Annotated in this window: 15 protein-coding genes; 10 read left to right on the top strand and 5 right to left on the bottom strand. The window is 42.0% G+C overall.

Annotation, left to right across the window (positions count from 1 at the left end; translation table 11 throughout):
- Window positions 1-40 precede the first annotated feature (40 nt).
- From ACM0OT_RS06915 to ACM0OT_RS06890, 6 genes are all read left to right on the top strand, one after another.
- The gene (locus ACM0OT_RS06915) at window positions 41-1,486 is read left to right on the top strand and encodes a cytochrome ubiquinol oxidase subunit I (protein ID WP_414563651.1); all 1,446 of its coding nucleotides are present in this window, start codon (window positions 41-43) and stop codon (window positions 1,484-1,486) included.
- A 404-nt stretch (window positions 1,487-1,890) separates the two neighbouring features.
- A complete protein-coding gene (locus ACM0OT_RS06910) occupies window positions 1,891-2,904 on the top strand; it encodes a cytochrome d ubiquinol oxidase subunit II (protein ID WP_414563650.1) in 1,014 nt (337 codons plus the stop codon).
- A gap of 107 nt (window positions 2,905-3,011) precedes the next feature.
- Window positions 3,012-3,587, top strand: a complete 576-nt coding sequence (locus ACM0OT_RS06905; protein WP_414563649.1) for a Uma2 family endonuclease — start codon at window positions 3,012-3,014, stop codon at window positions 3,585-3,587.
- A 123-nt stretch (window positions 3,588-3,710) separates the two neighbouring features.
- Complete coding sequence (locus ACM0OT_RS06900; RefSeq protein WP_414563648.1) at window positions 3,711-4,730, top strand: ATP-binding cassette domain-containing protein; 1,020 nt, start codon at window positions 3,711-3,713, stop codon at window positions 4,728-4,730.
- 67 nt (window positions 4,731-4,797) lie between these two features.
- A complete protein-coding gene (locus ACM0OT_RS06895; protein ID WP_414563647.1) occupies window positions 4,798-5,688 on the top strand; it encodes an ABC transporter permease in 891 nt (296 codons plus the stop codon).
- Window positions 5,689-5,733: 45 nt separating this feature from the next.
- Window positions 5,734-6,090, top strand: a complete 357-nt coding sequence (locus ACM0OT_RS06890; RefSeq protein ID WP_414563646.1) for a hypothetical protein — start codon at window positions 5,734-5,736, stop codon at window positions 6,088-6,090.
- Between the two features lie 141 nt (window positions 6,091-6,231).
- Here ACM0OT_RS06890 and ACM0OT_RS06885 read toward each other — a convergent pair whose 3' ends face one another.
- Window positions 6,232-6,669, bottom strand: a complete 438-nt coding sequence (locus ACM0OT_RS06885) for a peroxiredoxin (RefSeq protein ID WP_414563645.1) — start codon at window positions 6,667-6,669, stop codon at window positions 6,232-6,234.
- Between the two features lie 131 nt (window positions 6,670-6,800).
- On the opposite strand from ACM0OT_RS06885, the gene ACM0OT_RS06880 reads away from it, so the two are divergent.
- The 4 genes from ACM0OT_RS06880 to ACM0OT_RS06865 all read left to right on the top strand — a co-directional run bounded on the left by ACM0OT_RS06880 (window position 6,801) and on the right by ACM0OT_RS06865 (window position 9,415).
- The gene (locus tag ACM0OT_RS06880; RefSeq protein ID WP_414563644.1) at window positions 6,801-7,205 is read left to right on the top strand and encodes an Npun_F0494 family protein; all 405 of its coding nucleotides are present in this window, start codon (window positions 6,801-6,803) and stop codon (window positions 7,203-7,205) included.
- A 260-nt stretch (window positions 7,206-7,465) separates the two neighbouring features.
- The gene (cobQ, locus tag ACM0OT_RS06875; protein WP_414563643.1) at window positions 7,466-8,941 is read left to right on the top strand and encodes a cobyric acid synthase CobQ; all 1,476 of its coding nucleotides are present in this window, start codon (window positions 7,466-7,468) and stop codon (window positions 8,939-8,941) included.
- A gap of 15 nt (window positions 8,942-8,956) precedes the next feature.
- Entirely contained in the window at window positions 8,957-9,196 is a 240-nt protein-coding gene (locus ACM0OT_RS06870; RefSeq protein WP_414546430.1) for a 2Fe-2S iron-sulfur cluster-binding protein, read from the top strand.
- Window positions 9,197-9,415 (top strand): type II toxin-antitoxin system HicB family antitoxin, encoded by a 219-nt coding sequence (locus tag ACM0OT_RS06865; RefSeq protein WP_414563642.1) that lies wholly within the window; start codon window positions 9,197-9,199, stop codon window positions 9,413-9,415.
- A gap of 50 nt (window positions 9,416-9,465) precedes the next feature.
- On the opposite strand, the gene ACM0OT_RS06860 is transcribed toward ACM0OT_RS06865, so the two are convergent.
- The 4 genes from ACM0OT_RS06860 to ACM0OT_RS06845 form a co-directional block, all read right to left on the bottom strand.
- Window positions 9,466-9,912 carry an SRPBCC family protein gene (locus ACM0OT_RS06860; protein ID WP_414563641.1) on the bottom strand — a complete coding sequence of 149 codons (447 nt, stop codon included), beginning with the start codon at window positions 9,910-9,912 and terminating at the stop codon, window positions 9,466-9,468.
- A 102-nt stretch (window positions 9,913-10,014) separates the two neighbouring features.
- On the bottom strand, window positions 10,015-11,454 hold the full coding sequence (zds, locus tag ACM0OT_RS06855) for a 9,9'-di-cis-zeta-carotene desaturase (protein ID WP_414563640.1): 1,440 nt from the start codon (window positions 11,452-11,454) through the stop codon (window positions 10,015-10,017).
- A 489-nt stretch (window positions 11,455-11,943) separates the two neighbouring features.
- Window positions 11,944-12,120 carry a CopG family transcriptional regulator gene (locus tag ACM0OT_RS06850; protein WP_414543187.1) on the bottom strand — a complete coding sequence of 59 codons (177 nt, stop codon included), beginning with the start codon at window positions 12,118-12,120 and terminating at the stop codon, window positions 11,944-11,946.
- Window positions 12,121-14,099: 1,979 nt separating this feature from the next.
- Window positions 14,100-15,749 carry a DUF6930 domain-containing protein gene (locus ACM0OT_RS06845; RefSeq protein ID WP_414563639.1) on the bottom strand — a complete coding sequence of 550 codons (1,650 nt, stop codon included), beginning with the start codon at window positions 15,747-15,749 and terminating at the stop codon, window positions 14,100-14,102.
- Between the last annotated feature and the right edge of the window lie 35 nt (window positions 15,750-15,784).

Here is a 15,784-nt window from a genome sequence, read left to right as displayed (position 1 = left end):
GTTTATCCTAAATAGTGTGGCTAACTAGTGGAGAAAATTCGTGGAATTTTTATCCGATTCAGTGGTGCTATCACGGATGCAGTTTGCATTGACCGCACTATTCCATATGTTGTGGCCTGTCCTGACTACAGGGATGGGAATTTATCTGGTAATCGTTGAAGGAGTATGGTTAAAAACTCGTAATCCTGATTATTACCATCATGCTCGCTTTTGGTCAAAGTTCTACGTCCTCAACTTTGGCATTGGTGTAGCAACGGGTATCCCAATGGAATTTCAGTTTGGTACCAATTGGGCCCCATTTTCGGAAGCAGTAGGTAACTTTTTTGGCAGTGTAATTGGTTTTGAGGCTTCTTGGGCATTTATGCTGGAAGCCGCTTTTTTAGGCATTATGTTATTTGGCTGGGAGCGAGTTAATCCCGCTATTCACTATCTTTCGACAATTTTGGTGGCTGTAGGTGCTAATTTATCTACCCTGTGGATTTTGACGGCCAATTCCTGGATGCAAACTCCATCTGGAGGGGAAATGGTCAATGGCAAGTTTATTGTTCACGATTACTTTCAGGCAATTTTAAATCCCTTCATGGTTAATAGTGTGATGCATATGTTTTTTGCCACACTGGAGACTTCATTATTTGTTATTGGAGGAATTAGTGCCTGGTATATTTTACAGCAACGCCACCAAGCTTTCTTTTCCAAGTCTTTGAAGATTGCCTTAGCAGCTGCGATCGCAGTTGCTCCATTACAAATATACATTGGACATTTAAGTGGTGAGCAAGTTTATCACTATCAACCCACCAAACTAGCTGCAATGGAGGCCCAATGGGAATCTTCCCCTGCTGGACAGCCAGCAGATTGGAGTTTACTCGCCATACCCAACGAGAAGGCGCAGAAAAACGACTGGGAAATTACCGTTCCCAATGCCCTGGGGTATATTCTGGAATTTAAGCAAAATCTTTCGGAACCAGTACGCGGATTGAAAGAGTGGAAACCAGAAGACCGTCCGCACATGGTAGGTTTAATTTACTACGCTTTCCGCACCATGATTGCCATTGGCTTTTTCTTGGCTGGTTTAATGCTATTCAGTACTTGGCAATGGTTACGCGGTAAACTTTCACCAGAGAACATTGCTCAACAACGCTGGTTGATGCGGGCATGGGTATTTGCCGCACCTCTAGGATATATCGCCGTAGAATCAGGTTGGATTGTCCGCTGTGTGGGACGACAACCTTGGACACTGTACGGACAAATTCGCACAGTTGACGCGGCTTCTCACATACCTGCTAGCAATGTTTTAGTTTCATTAACTAGCTTTGCCACAGTTTACAGCGTGTTATTTGTTGCAGCCTTATATTTTGGCAGTCGCATCATTCGTAAAGGCCCAAATTTCGACTTACCAGTTCCAGGAATGGAAGTTACTAAACCCGCCGTGGAAACCACACCTGGAGAGTTTGTAGCCGATGAACGTCCTGTAGAAGCACAGCAGTAGAAGAGGCAAGGGGGCAGGGTGCAGGGGGGAAACAACATCTTTGTTTTCATCTCTTCCCTATCTCTCTCATTTCCCCAAAGCATTGTTATCACATCTAAATAGAATGGTGTAAATAATTAAAGGTTTGTAGTGAGTTAGCGCGGTCTACAGCCCTTCTCCTAAAGGAGACGCTACGCGAACGGGCATCCTTCTCCCAAGGGGAGACGCCAAAGGCGAACGGCGGGGGGTTTCCCCCATGAGCGACTAACGTACAGCCTGCGGCATCGGTCGGCATCACCCGTAGGGTGAGGACTTTAGTCCTCTAATAAGGACTGAAGTCCTTACTACGAAACAAATGCAATTTTTTTTACATTACTTCACATAGTTTGATTTTTTCAAGTCGTTCTACTTATACAGGAGATTCTATGGAGACGCTTGAGTATTTTCTCCCCCAGGTATGGTTTGTAATTTTAGCGCTCTTTTTATTCCTCTACGTGATGTTAGACGGATTCGACTTGGGGGTGGGGATATTATCTCTTACCTCATCTGATGACGAACGCCGGGGCATTTTGATGACTAGCTTGAGTAATATTTGGGATGCCAATGAAACCTGGCTAGTTCTCATGGCTGGCGGGCTTTTCGGTGCCTTTCCCTTAGCTTATGGCACGATTTTAAGCGCCTTATACATTCCCATTCTCACAATGGTATTTGGGTTTATCTTTCGGGGTGTAGCGTTTGAATTTCGGGAGTTATCCAACCGCAAAGTTTTCTGGAATTTCGCTTTTGGTGCTGGGAGTTTTACGGCTGCACTCGGTCAAGGTTTCGCTTTGGGCGCAGTACTCAAGGGAATTAAAGTTGATGAAGCAGGACATTTTATTGGTACAACCTGGGACTGGTTCAGTATTCCATCTGTATTGGTAGCTTTAACGTTGATTCAAGCATATGTGCTGATTGGTTCTACTTATCTGGTCTGGAAAACTACCGGAGAATTGCAAATTACTCACTTTAAAACTGCCAAAATTGCGGCTTGGACAACTTTAATAGGTGCAATTTTCATCACCATTACAACACCAATAATTTATGAAAGTGCTAGGACTCGCTTGTTTCAACAACCCCTAGTTTATATCTTTGCCCTGATTCCTATCTTGGGAGTCTTATTAATTTGGCAACTCCTGAGAAGTCTTAGCCGTGGAGAAGAACGAGCGCCTTTTGTATGGACTATTTTATTGTTTGTGTTGACTTTTCTGGGATTAGGATTAATCGTCTTTCCTTATATTATCCCTAGACAAACTACCATTTATGAGGCTGCTGCTGATCCTAGTTCGCTGGTAATCATGATTATTTTTATCGGCTTTCTCATTCCGGTGATGTTATTTTACAACCTTTACCAGTACATTGTTTTCCGGGGTAAGGTGACTGGGGGACAGTATGGCGAGTAAATTGGAATCCCACATCTACACCCTCAGCAAAAGCCATGCTTCTCTGTGTAGAACACAATAGAGATAGGTTTGTAGTCCAGTCAGCAAAAAAAACGGGATATATTCCTATGACCACACTTACATTAAACCTCAATTCTGTAATTAAACTTACCAGAGAACAATTTTATCAATTGTGTCAAGAAAATCCCGATTTAAAATTAGAACGCAATGCTCAAGGAGAGCTAATTATCATGCCACCTACGGGGGGAGAAACAGGCAAAAGTAATTCTACTATTAACGCTCAAATCTGGTTCTGGAACGACCAAAATCACTTGGGTGAAGTTTTTGACTCATCAACTGGATTTACTTTACCTTCGGGTGCTGACCGTTCTCCAGATGTCTCTTGGGTGGAAAAATCACGTTGGGATACTTTGACTAAAGAACAAAAAGAAAAATTTGTGCCTCTATGTCCTGATTTTGTGGTTGAAATACTTTCACCTAATGACAGCTTGAAACAAACTCAGAATAAGATGCAAGAGTATATCGAAAATGGGTGTCGCTTAGGTTGGTTAATCAACAGAAAAAAACAGGAAGTAGAAATTTATCGCCCAGAGCAGGGTGTGGAAGTTGTAAAATCACCTCAAACTCTTGGTGAGGAAAGTGTCTTACCTGGTTTTGTACTTAATATGCAACGAATTTGGTAAAGTTTAAAAAATTAGCAATATAAAATCACGGAACGTAGCAAGTGCGATCGCCTGACCTCGCACTACTCATCTACAATAAAGATAGACTTTGTTGAGATTTGTATAGTTAGGGGTTAAGCTGTCATGGCTCCCGCCGTTTTAATTGAAAATCTAAAAAAGAGCTACGGTACGTTAGTCGCCGTCAAAGACGTATCCTTCCAGGTAGAACCAGGAGAAATCTTTGGTTTACTCGGCCCTAACGGTGCTGGGAAAACTACGACTTTACGTGCTTTATGTACTCTGACTACACCGGATGCTGGCAAAATCGAAGTATCTGGCATTTCGGTGATAGACAAACCCAAAATCGCCAGACAAAAGCTGGGCTATGTAGCGCAGGAAGTCGCATTAGATAAGGTACTCACTGGACGCGAATTGCTGCAACTGCAAGCGGCACTCTATCATATTCCAGGAGCAGTAGCCAAACAGCGTATTGACATGGTACTCGATTTACTGGGCTTGCAGGAATACGCTCAGAAAAAGACAGGAACCTACTCTGGCGGTTTACGCAAGCGCCTTGACTTAGCTGCTGGTTTACTCCATGCACCAGATGTTTTGGTGTTGGATGAGCCAACAGTGGGGCTTGACATAGAAAGCCGTTTTGTGGTATGGGATTTTCTGCGTCAACTACGTGCCTCTGGGACAACAGTACTGATTACCAGCCATTATTTAGAAGAGATTGACGCCTTAGCCGATCGCGTGGCGATTATTGACCGTGGTACCGTGATTGCAGCTGGTACACCTTCACAATTAAAAGATCAAGTAGGGGGCGATCGCATCACCTTGCGAATCCGCGAATTTTCTCCACTAGAAGAAGCCGAAAAAGCCAAACACCTGTTGCAAGATTTACCGTTTGTACAAGAAATAATCATCAACAGCGCTCAAGGTAACTCCCTCAACTTAGTGGTGACACCACAAAACGATGCCCTAATTAGCATCCAGCAATCCCTAAACACCGTTGGTTTACCCATATTTGGTATCGCCCAATCTCGCCCCAGCCTAGATGACGTTTACCTCGCCGCCACCGGGCGCACCTTGTTAGATGCAGAATTAGCCGCAGTCGCTAATCGTGATCCCAAAGCAGAGAAAAAGCAGAATATGAGATAGAGGCGCTTAGGCTAGAGTAATTTTTCCCCCATCCCCCCATCTCCCCACTCCCCACTCCCTAATTCCTATGACTATTACCCCTAAATCAGAAATGAATTGGCAGCAATTAGCATCACCGCAAGCAGATATTAATGCTGCTCCCAATTTCTTTGGTGAATTGCTACAAGAGACACTAGCTTTAACTCGCCGCTTGTTTATTCAATTACAACGCCGCCCCTCAACTTTAGTTGCGGGAATTATTCAGCCGGTGATGTGGTTAGTGCTATTTGGTGCTTTATTCCAAAATGCTCCCAAGGGTTTGTTTGGAACTACGACGACAAATTACGGGCAATTTTTGGCGGCTGGGATCATTGTATTTACAGCCTTTGCTGGAGCCTTAAATGCTGGCTTACCTGTAATGTTTGACCGTGAGTTCGGTTTTTTAAATCGCTTGCTGGTAGCACCTCTAGCATCCAGGTTTTCCATTGTCTTTGCTTCAGCCATCTTTATTATTAGCCAAAGTTTATTACAAGCAGCTGTAATTGTGGCAGCCGCCGCCTTTTTAGGTGCAGGTCTACCGGATGTAGCAGGTTTAGGTGCGATCGCCTTAATTGTCTTTCTGCTGGCTTTAGGTGTGACAGCCATCTCCCTCGGTTTGGCTTTTGCTTTACCTGGTCACATCGAATTAATTGCCGTAATTTTTGTTACCAACCTGCCGTTGCTGTTTGCAAGTACCGCCCTAGCTCCTTTATCCTTTATGCCTCAGTGGTTGCAAGTTATAGCTACCCTGAATCCTCTCAGCTATGCCATTGAACCAATTCGCTATCTTTATCTACACAGTGATTGGGGATTGGGTAGTGTAGTTATGCAAGCTCCCTGGGGTAATGTTACCTTTGGGGGAGCGCTGTTGGTGTTGTTTGGCTTTGCCCTCACAGCTTTAGTGAGCATTCAACCCCGATTACGCCGGACTCTTGCTTAAGATAAAAGCATAATGTGTTTGGAGTGATTTACAAGCAAAAACCCCATGAAAAAATCATTTTTACCAGTTGCTAAATTTTCTCTAGCCACCTTAGCAGGAATTGGCTTTGCTTCCCTGCTAATAATTCCACCTAGTTTGGCTCAACTCAACCAAGTGGATCGTGGTACAAATCAAAATAGTGATCAGTTTGCGGGCCCGAATTCAGGCGATTTAGATATATTTCAAATGATCCATCAGGCAAATTTTGGGAATATTAACTGGAATCGGGAGCAACAGCAAGAACAATTGAATTCAGAAGCCGCAAAATTTAAAGCCGCCCAAGAAAGAGCAATTCAAAAACGACAACAGGAGTTAAATACAAATCAGCCATCGAGTTCACCTGAAGACAGTCAATTACCGTAGATTTCATCCCGTGAATTCTCTGCTGACTTTTCACGTCATGTGGAAAACTCCACAGGAAATCTAACTTCCAAATCAGGAATTCAAAGTCTCTCTCCTGCGAGGAGAGAGATTGAGAAAGAGGTTTTCCAGATACCGTAAAAACTACAGACCCAGTGCCGCTAAAACATCACTAGCATGGGTAGTGGTATTGACACTAGCATCAACATGGATAATTTTACCGTTAGGGTCAATTACGTAAGTGACACGCTTGGCATACCCACCACCATCAACATCGTAAGCTTTGATTAAACTTTGGTTAGTATCAGCCAAAAGAGGAAAATTCAAATTATATTTTTGGGTAAAAGCCTGATGAGCGGCTTCATCATCCGCACTAACTCCCAAAACTACAACATCTTTTCCTTGATAATTAGCTTGGGCATCCCGGAAGCTACAAGCTTGTTTGGTGCAACCTGGGGTGTCATCTTTGGGGTAGAAATACAAAACAACTGTCTTTCCAGCAAAATCAGATAATGAAACGGTGTTGCCGTTAGTATCTTTGACGGTAAATGCAGGTGCATCCGTACCAACTGTTAGAGGCATAATGAACCTTTCCTGTTTTCAGATTGATGACTCTGAAATTTTACAATAATTTACAATCATTAAATGAATTACTAGAAAAACTGGTGGTTCGAGGTTGGGGGCTGGGAAAATAAATTAATGACTTATGAGTGATGACTAAAGTAGATTCTCAAAATCCGAAAGCGTTTTTTTATACTCGTAAAACATTAAAAAGGGCGGAGCGATCGCTTGTGTGTTCTCCCTTCAATATTGGTTTGTGGGAAACGATGCGTCATCAGAGTGTGCCTTTAGGTGCCATCGCCCTGGAAAATGGCGTCAAGCATGGCTATACTCAACGCTCTTTGTCAGAATTGGCGTGTGATAATGCTTTGGGCTGGCTGATTCAAGTAGGTGTACTCCGGAGAGAAGTCGATGGTCAAGGAATTACAGATGGTTTTCGCTTGACTCCTCTAGGTCGCCAGCTACTAGAACAATACCAAGGAAAAAATTGGACTACTCCCTCTTGGCGCGATCGCCTGTACAATGCAATGATTTACTGGTTTAGACTACCTTATTAGAATTGCCAGTCCTCAAGTTAGGATGTGGTAGTTATGGGGAACAATATATACGTAAAAGCATCAGATTCCTTGATCAAGTCTTTACTAAAGCAATTTCAGTAAATTTAGGGAATTTTGGTAGAGATTCCCGAAGTGAGATGAGGAAGGATACGCTTGTGCTAATTTCCTCTGCTTAACAGCTTCACAGTTGTTAAAAAGCTGATTTTCTACCGTTCACACGGATATTTCACCCCCTAATTCTCAAAAATTTATAGTGACTTATGAAAGCAATTATGGTAGTGGGGACAACATCTCACGCAGGGAAATCACTGATAACTACAGCTATTTGTCGTATTTTGTCACGGCGTGGCTGGCGGGTGGCTCCCTTTAAAGGTCAAAATATGGCTTTGAATGCTTATGTCACTGCTAATGGGGGCGAAATTGGTTACGCGCAAGCCGTACAGGCTTGGGCCGCAGGTGTTGTTCCTTGGGTAGAAATGAATCCGATTCTTCTCAAGCCTCAAGGGGATATGACATCCCAAGTCATTATCAAAGGTAAATCTGTAGGCAAAGTCAGGGCCGCAGATTACTACGAACAATATTTTGATATGGGTTGGCAGGCCATTGAAGAATCTCTCAAACATTTATCTACAGAATTTGATTTGCTAGTTTGCGAAGGCGCAGGTAGTCCGGCAGAGATTAACCTCAAACACCGCGACTTAACTAATATGCGGATAGCAACATATTTAAATGCACCAACTATATTAGTAGTTGATATTGAGCGCGGTGGTGCCTTTGCCCATGTGGTTGGTACTCTTGAATTACTAGACCCAGAGGAACGCCAACTAATTAAAGGTATCGTAATTAACAAGTTTAGAGGACAGCGATCAATCTTGGAACCGGGAATAAAATGGTTGGAAGAACGTATTGGTATTCCCGTGGTTGGTGTTATACCTTATTTTGAAGAAATATTCCCAGCAGAAGATTCCCTTGACCTGTTTGAACGCAAGTCTTATAAAACCAATACCGAACTGAATATTGCCGTCATCCGTTTACCGAGAATTGCCAATTTTACTGACTTTGACCCTTTGGAATCGGAACCAACTGTATCAGTAAAATTCCTAAGTCCCAAGCAAGATTTAGGACATCCAGATGCCGTAATTATCCCAGGCACTAAAACCACAATTAATGACTTGCTATTACTGCAAAAAACTGGTATGGCAGAAGCAATTCAAAACTATGCAGCTTCTGGTGGCACAGTGATGGGTATTTGCGGTGGCTACCAAATGCTGGGGCAAATCATCGCCGATCCTGAAGGAGTAGAAGGACAAGCCGGCAGATTTCAGGGATTAAATCTCCTACCCATTAGAACAGTAATTACCGGACAAAAGATTGCTCGTCAGCGGCAAGTTAGCTCCAACTATCCCCAGATGGGCTTACCAGTGAGTGGATTTGAAATCCACCAAGGGCGATCGCGTATCGAACAACAAGTAGATAGCCAAGCCTACCAACCTTTATTTGATGATGTTAACTTAGGGTTAGTGGATAGCTGTCAATCCGTTTGGGGGTCATATCTCCACGGACTATTTGACAACGGCCCTTGGCGACGTGCTTGGTTAAATCGCCTGCGTCAACAACGGGGTTTAAAATCTTTACCCACAGGTGTTGCCAACTACCGGGAACAGCGAGAACAAATTCTCGACTCTCTGGCTACAGAAATTGAAACCCATTTAGACTTAATACCTTTTTTGTCTTAGTTAGGCTATGTTTTCATGAGTATTCGCGTCCGCTTTTTACCAGATGATGTCACTGTTAACGCCGAAATAGGAGAAGCCCTCTTAGATGTAGCTCAAAGGGCTGGAGTGTTTATTCCTACTGGTTGTCTCATGGGGTCTTGTCACGCCTGCACCGTGGAACTTGAAGATGGAGATGTCATCCGCGCTTGTATTTCGTCAGTACCACCAGGACGTGAAGAAATGACGATAAATTTATACAGTGACCCCACTTGGTAAATGAGTAATCTTAAGTACAAAATGATTATTCAATGGTCAGAGGAAGATAATTGCTTCTTGGTAGGATTCCCGGATTTTCCCGGACAAGAATGGCGAACTCATGGGGATACTTACGAATTGGCAGTAGCCAACGGCATTGAAGCCTTAGAATCTCTAATTATGGCTTATGAAACTGCGGGCGATACACTACCAGAACCAACAGTGTGTAACGCCGCATAGTTTCAGTTGTTTTGTCATGTCAAGTTACTGGTAGTCATTAAACAATTGCTTTAGTTATTAGACTTGACATTCAAAGCATATTCTTTAAACCTTTCCAAATCCGCCTGAATTGTAGACTCTACCACCCGCCCCAAAAACAAATTATCCATAATTTTGCCGAGGATTCCCGGGATGGCGTAAGAAATAGTCATTTTGACAATGCTACTATTGTGGCGATCGTAAAAACGAATTGCCCCCTGATTCGGTAACCCATCAACGGATTCCCACTGAATAATTTGGTTGGGTATCACTTTGAGAATACGGGACTTCCACTTAAATTCCAAACCCCCAGTACTCAATTTCCAAAGAGATATATTTGGATCATCCGGCGAAATTTTCACCGAATCAATCCATTTCATCCACCGAGGCATTTGCTCTAAGTCAGACCAGAGGCTCCATACTAAATCAATAGGAACATCTACTTCTACCTGGACACTATGCTCTAACCAATCTGCCATGTTATTTTCTTCCTCTGCGTTATGCCACTTGACGCCAGTCCGTACCCTGCGGGAAGCGCCCAGAGGGCGTCTACAAGTCGGGGAACCCGTCCACCGCAGTTGTTATTTCTTCACATTCTCCAGAACCACTTTGGCTGCACGTCGTCCGGAAATTGTGGCTCCCTCCATGCTGTCGATGTAGTCTTGCTGTGTATAACTACCAGCCAGAAAGAAATTAGGTATTGGCGTTTTTTGGTGAGGACGGTATACATCCATTCCTGGTGCTTCCCGATAGAGAGACTGCGCCAGTTTGACCACACTGTACCAAGTCATATTCAATTCCCGTGATGAGGGAAATAATTCATGAACTTGCTTGAGGACATGTTGAGCGATCGCCTCATTATTTTGTTTAATAAAAGCATCTCCCGGTGTAAGTACCAACTGTAATAAAGACCCTTGTCCTGGGCGATAATAATCACTGGGACTGGCTAAAGCTAGATCCGCAAAACAAGAAAAATCCGCATCGGCGGTGTACAGCAAATTATCTATCCCGGCTGCATGATTTAGCTGTTTACGTTTCTCTGCATCTTGCAGTTCCGTTACCCAGCCATCAAATCTCAGCTGCACTGTGGCTACTGGTACTGCATCTAATTTATAAATATTGTCAAATTCTGACCATTTACGCCATTCTTGGGGTATTATTCGCTGAACTCCGGGGACATCGCCAGCAAAGACATAGGCGTCAGCCGTAATAGTTTCTACTGTGTCACCTTGAGCCACAACCATGCCAGTGACATGGGTTTCTTCATCTGACTGGGTAAATTGAATTTCTCGCACTTGTCGCCGGGTGTGAATTTTCGCGCCTCTGGCTTCGAGATATCTGAGAATCGGTTTGTGCAAATACTCATCAGGGGAACCTTCCAGCATCCGCATAATTGAAGCTTCGGTTTTAGCTGCAAAGAACTGGAAGATGGTCAACATACAACGGGCGGAAATATGGTCACAATCAATAAATCCTAAAGCATACGCAATGGGATTCCACATCCGTTTGATACTTCCTTCACTACCGCCATGACTGCGGAACCATTCAGCAAAGCTAACTTTATCTAAGGTGCGGATAGTTTTCATCGCCCCGTCAAAGTCTACTAACCCCCGAACTATGGGACTAGTACCCAAGGCGATCGCATTTTGGATTTTATCTTGTAAAGATAGTTGAGGAGTAGTAAAAAATGCCTTTAAACCATTAAAAGGCGCACCTGTGACGAAACGAAAATCTAAAGCGCCAGTGCGTCCACCTTTATTGATAAAAGTGTGGGTATGTTCTTTAAGACGTAAATTAGACAACGCCCCCACTTTTTCCATCAAATCAAATAGCTGGTAGTAACAGCCAAAAAATACGTGCAACCCCATTTCAATATGGTTGCCATCGCCATCTACCCAACTACTGACTTTACCACCAACAAACGGACGGGACTCAAAAATCTGGACTTCACAGCCAGCATCAGCTAAATCTACTGCGGTTGCTAGCCCAGCCAGTCCCGCACCCACTATTGCAACACGCATTCCATCTTACCTTTTCAGTTTCTTTACAGATTGTAACTGGGTTGGTGTCGGAATTGCCTACTGCTCTCAAGTTATACCGTTAATTGAGTAATTGAGGATTTGAGATTTTGGTGAAGTAGTACAGTATTAGGGATTTCCAGACCACTTGCTACAAGTTAGGTAACCCACTGTACCAAATATAAAGGCTCTCCATCAGCAATAATGGGAATATCTTCGTACATATGGGTTCCTCTCATCCATCTGTCGCCATCATTTTTTCACTGGGTATTTTTGAGATGTAGATGCACAACAGGCTGATAATGCCTTCTGATAATAAATTTCCCTTTATTACTTCTTGGAACTCTGATGAGCAACTAGATCATCTTGTGCCAAAGCGTCTTTATTGGGAATACAAACTTTCGTCAGTGGATGTACACTAGAAAAAGCATTACAAGTATTTTTTGTGGGGAAAAGTGATAATCTACGAAGCCGTAAAACCACAATTCCTACTTATTTGTTTGCTTCTTTACCATCATCGGAAACAGGTAAACCTCTAATCAGTTCACGAATTACATCGGTTGCAGGTCTACCTGTCATCTGACAATAGTTTTCTAGTTTTTCTGCTTCCTGTGTTGCCAAGTTGACAGTGATACGTTTTACGGCCCATTTTTTATTAGTCATTATCATGCTATCTGCTGTATATTAACACCATCAAAAAAACAATTTACTCAACATGAAGACGATAACATTATCAGAGTTTGTGCCCAGAAACAAGTAATACCATGAACATGAAAAAGTCCTCTTTGTCAAATGTATTGATCATTGTCCAATAAAGTATAAGAATAGAATCACCATTGTGACAGGGAAAGTATCACAGACTCTCTGGTAATAACAATGACATCAGCAAGATGTTCATCAAAGCTTGACAATTCAATTCTATAAATGAACTGAAATATCTATTATTCACTTAATCAAGATTTCCCCAATTCATTTAGATAAAAATAATTTGACGTTTTCTGCCTTTAAAGGTTATGGAACCTTGTATGAGAAAATATTTGTGGATAGACAGGAGATTACTAGCATGTAGGCTGGCTCTAGTGTACGTACATTTACTAATATGGTGAGTAATCACGTCAAAGTACTTCACTAATAAGTAATGGCGATTAAGATGAAATCAGGTTTTGTCTTCATCTATTCCATGCCATGACAACTGGATATTTACCTAGTCAATGACCTCAAGTTAATAGATCAAAGCAAGTTATTTTTTCCTGTTGTCTCATACTATATTCTGTTTTTTCAAGTCCACAAACTAGAAACTTATGATCTAGTACAAGCTAGCAGTTTCATTTCTCAAGGCGATGGTAGCAATTAACTAGTACTCCAAGACGTCAATAGAGTAACCCTTCTCAAGAAGTGAAAAGCTTTTTATATAAGCTTTTTGACTTTCAGCTTCCGTCTGGCGGTACTAGTCTTGATTGTCAAATAAATTAGGGGAAGTCGCTGATATTGAATGTAGATAACCCAACGTTCCTGGATGAACAACTTTTCACAATAAACCACTGTTTACCACAAGCTGATTCATGAGACATTCACACTGTCACACTTAAGCAAGAGTAGGAAAATGACAAGAATGATTCCCATTTTTTAATTATTGAATCCTGAGATTGGAGATCAATTGCTTGAGTTTGTCTGGTTTACTGGGAAATGAGATTTTATCTGAACTAGGCATTTAATGGTTCATGATGTTTTATCCAAATCTGACATATTTTTTGAGATTTTCTCAGGTAGCATCTACAAATCTAGCTAAAACTATTGTTCTCTTCCTCCTAATATCGATAAAGACTATCCATTAGCTAGTGTTATTGTCCAGGAATAGCGACATCTATTTTCAGTGTTAAGGCTATTATAACTGTGATTTTTATACTTTAAATAATCTTTATCAAAATGCTATTTTAGAAAAATTTGTTACTTTATAAAAAAAACATGAAGTAAAAGTATAATATCTAAACTTTGAGTTAAATCTGTTGACAGATTATGAAGCTATATAAGTTTCAAAATCTCATGACATATGAAAATATTAAGGCTAACAAGATTAAGTTGACAAAAAATAAATTTTTACTGATTATGACTTGAGTATTTAGCTATTTTTACGTGGATTAATTTGCCTATAATTTTACTGAATAACAATGGAAATATGCATACTTTATGAAATTGCCATGAAGTATTGTGCGATCATAGGTATTACTAGTACCGCCAGGCGGAAGCCAAAATTTGTGTTTAAAAGCTTGACAGGAGAATTTCTTTCCTTGCAACTTTTAGCAAAATTTAAAAAACTTTGATTGTGAATTTTTGAACTTTTTTTAAGGATATCTATATTTACGCCCTGAAGGACTAGATTCATTGATAGTTAATCAGACAATACATTTAGCATGAAGTCGCAGAACCTCTCCCCAAACCCTCTCCGACGCGGAGAGGGACAAAAATATTCTGAATTACCAACGAAAAATTAAGCCTTTAAAGCTTCTAACGCCACTTACTACAAGTCGGCAAAACCGACGACAGTCGCCACTCTACGAGAAGCCCTACGGGTGATGCCTCAAAGCAAGCTAAGGGCGGTAAGCACCCATAAGCATCAACCTGCCGTTAGACATGGGGGTTGGTGATTTTTATTCCAATTCTAATTGCGGCATAAGTTGGAGAGTACCAAGACCTAACTCTTGAGGTGACAGAGATCTCGCCTCAAACAAAGCCATCATATCTCGCAATTGGGGATTTCCTCGGGAAGCTCCTGTTAATCCTTTGGCAATAATCAAACCACAATAACCCTGGGTATTTTTACACCGTTGATTCCATTTTTGCCGGGCTTCTATATGAGTTGGATCTTCATCTAAAAATTCACCAAACAAAAATAATTCGCTATTTTGAGTTTGCAACAAACCCAAATCGTAGCGATCGCCATCGAAAGGATCAGTCCCAGGGTTAAAGCAAATTGCTTTAAGTCCGCCTGCTGCTTCAATATTTTCAATGACATTTTTAGCCTTGGGGCGGGAAGTTTGAATTAAAATTATCGGCAATCCATCACCAACTTTTGGTACTTCACCTGCTTGCTGATGTTTCACACCTTGTCGCAAGTAATCTAGCATTTCCCAAGAGATGACTCCCAGACTGAGAAAAGAGTCTTCTGGTATCAAATCGTCTCGCAAAGAAGGAAATATAGGTAAGTCTTCTTCCGCCATTTCTAGCTCATGAACATCAAAGCCTGCCATTTCCTCTAATTCATTGGCCAACTGCGGCATGGTAGAAACAGTTACAGATATGGCTTTAATTGATGAATCTTCTGATTTAGGGGGAGAAATGCGATAGCGACGGCTAAGACTGGGAAAGGTGTCAGTGTCATTATTTAATTGGCGGCGATGATCGCGAATAAAGCGGCAAAGACTTTCTAAAGCCACAAAAACTGCCAGTGCTTCTTCTTCATACAAAACCGAACGCAGGCCTTCTAAGGGATGAATATTGCCAAACGTTGCCGTCATTTCTGACGAAGATAAATCTAAGAAATCATTTTCATCCTCATATTCATCGGCGTTGTCTTCATCCTCAAAGGTGAGAAAAAAGCAATCTTGCTGAAGAAAAGCTGCTTCTAAACGCCCTTGTGAATCGTCATCCTGTAAAACTGCGGCGCGGAACTGCTTTAAAGAATCTTCCGAGCGATAAAATAATACCCCATATTCCATCCCCAGCATTCCCATCACTGAGGCGTAAAGTGTACCAACATCCCACTTATTAATCTCTATGGACAAGATTTGTTGTTCTTCTAAAAATTCCCAAGGTGCTGCTTGCCAAAGCGCTAAAGCTTTCTCATGCAAGGCTTGTGCATACTGTGGGGGTAAATCGGGAGTTTGACTATCGAGGATTTCGCTAAACCCACGAAACAGTTCATCAATCAAAGGCAATTCGGGGGCATAGTCAATGGCAATATCCAAATCTTGCAGCACGCCGCGCAGATAAAATTGAATTTCCCGGTCTTTGACTAAAATTTTTTGTGGTCTAGCAGGTTTGCCGGGACTGTGAGGATGCTCCATAGCACGCATTAAGGTGCGAACAATTGCCTCAGGGCCCGTTTCTGGGGGTACCATGTCCATGCCGCGGACAACACCTTGTGAGCCATCTACCCAAAGAATACATTCACCTGTAGCCTCTGAGTCTAAATGTTGAGTTTGTGATGACGACATTGGACGGCGATCGCCCTCCCATACAGAAGGAATTTGAGTTAATGTCTTCAATCGACGACTGGTAGAGCGATTAAAACTTGTCATAGAGTAGAAAAAGAAGCTATTTGGCAGTAAATTAT

The organism is Anabaena sp. CCY 9613, assembly GCF_963920895.1.
GTDB lineage: Bacteria > Cyanobacteriota > Cyanobacteriia > Cyanobacteriales > Nostocaceae > Cyanocohniella.
Note: the sequence above shows the minus strand (reverse complement) of the source record. Positions and strands in the feature narration are given on the sequence as shown.

What these genes read in the sequence shown, in the direction of transcription:
- ACM0OT_RS06895 (WP_414563647.1), top strand. Translation starts at nt 4,798, where the DNA reads ATGACTATTACCCCTAAATCAGAAATGAATTGGCAGCAATTAGCATCA.
- zds (WP_414563640.1), bottom strand. Translation starts at nt 11,454, where the DNA reads ATGCGTGTTGCAATAGTGGGTGCGGGACTGGCTGGGCTAGCAACCGCA.
- ACM0OT_RS06865 (WP_414563642.1), top strand. Translation starts at nt 9,197, where the DNA reads ATGAGTAATCTTAAGTACAAAATGATTATTCAATGGTCAGAGGAAGAT.
- ACM0OT_RS06900 (WP_414563648.1), top strand. Translation starts at nt 3,711, where the DNA reads ATGGCTCCCGCCGTTTTAATTGAAAATCTAAAAAAGAGCTACGGTACG.
- cobQ (WP_414563643.1), top strand. Translation starts at nt 7,466, where the DNA reads ATGAAAGCAATTATGGTAGTGGGGACAACATCTCACGCAGGGAAATCA.
- ACM0OT_RS06885 (WP_414563645.1), bottom strand. Translation starts at nt 6,669, where the DNA reads ATGCCTCTAACAGTTGGTACGGATGCACCTGCATTTACCGTCAAAGAT.
- ACM0OT_RS06905 (WP_414563649.1), top strand. Translation starts at nt 3,012, where the DNA reads ATGACCACACTTACATTAAACCTCAATTCTGTAATTAAACTTACCAGA.
- ACM0OT_RS06860 (WP_414563641.1), bottom strand. Translation starts at nt 9,912, where the DNA reads ATGGCAGATTGGTTAGAGCATAGTGTCCAGGTAGAAGTAGATGTTCCT.
- ACM0OT_RS06870 (WP_414546430.1), top strand. Translation starts at nt 8,957, where the DNA reads ATGAGTATTCGCGTCCGCTTTTTACCAGATGATGTCACTGTTAACGCC.
- ACM0OT_RS06880 (WP_414563644.1), top strand. Translation starts at nt 6,801, where the DNA reads ATGACTAAAGTAGATTCTCAAAATCCGAAAGCGTTTTTTTATACTCGT.
- ACM0OT_RS06845 (WP_414563639.1), bottom strand. Translation starts at nt 15,749, where the DNA reads ATGACAAGTTTTAATCGCTCTACCAGTCGTCGATTGAAGACATTAACT.
- ACM0OT_RS06890 (WP_414563646.1), top strand. Translation starts at nt 5,734, where the DNA reads ATGAAAAAATCATTTTTACCAGTTGCTAAATTTTCTCTAGCCACCTTA.
- ACM0OT_RS06850 (WP_414543187.1), bottom strand. Translation starts at nt 12,120, where the DNA reads ATGATAATGACTAATAAAAAATGGGCCGTAAAACGTATCACTGTCAAC.
- ACM0OT_RS06910 (WP_414563650.1), top strand. Translation starts at nt 1,891, where the DNA reads ATGGAGACGCTTGAGTATTTTCTCCCCCAGGTATGGTTTGTAATTTTA.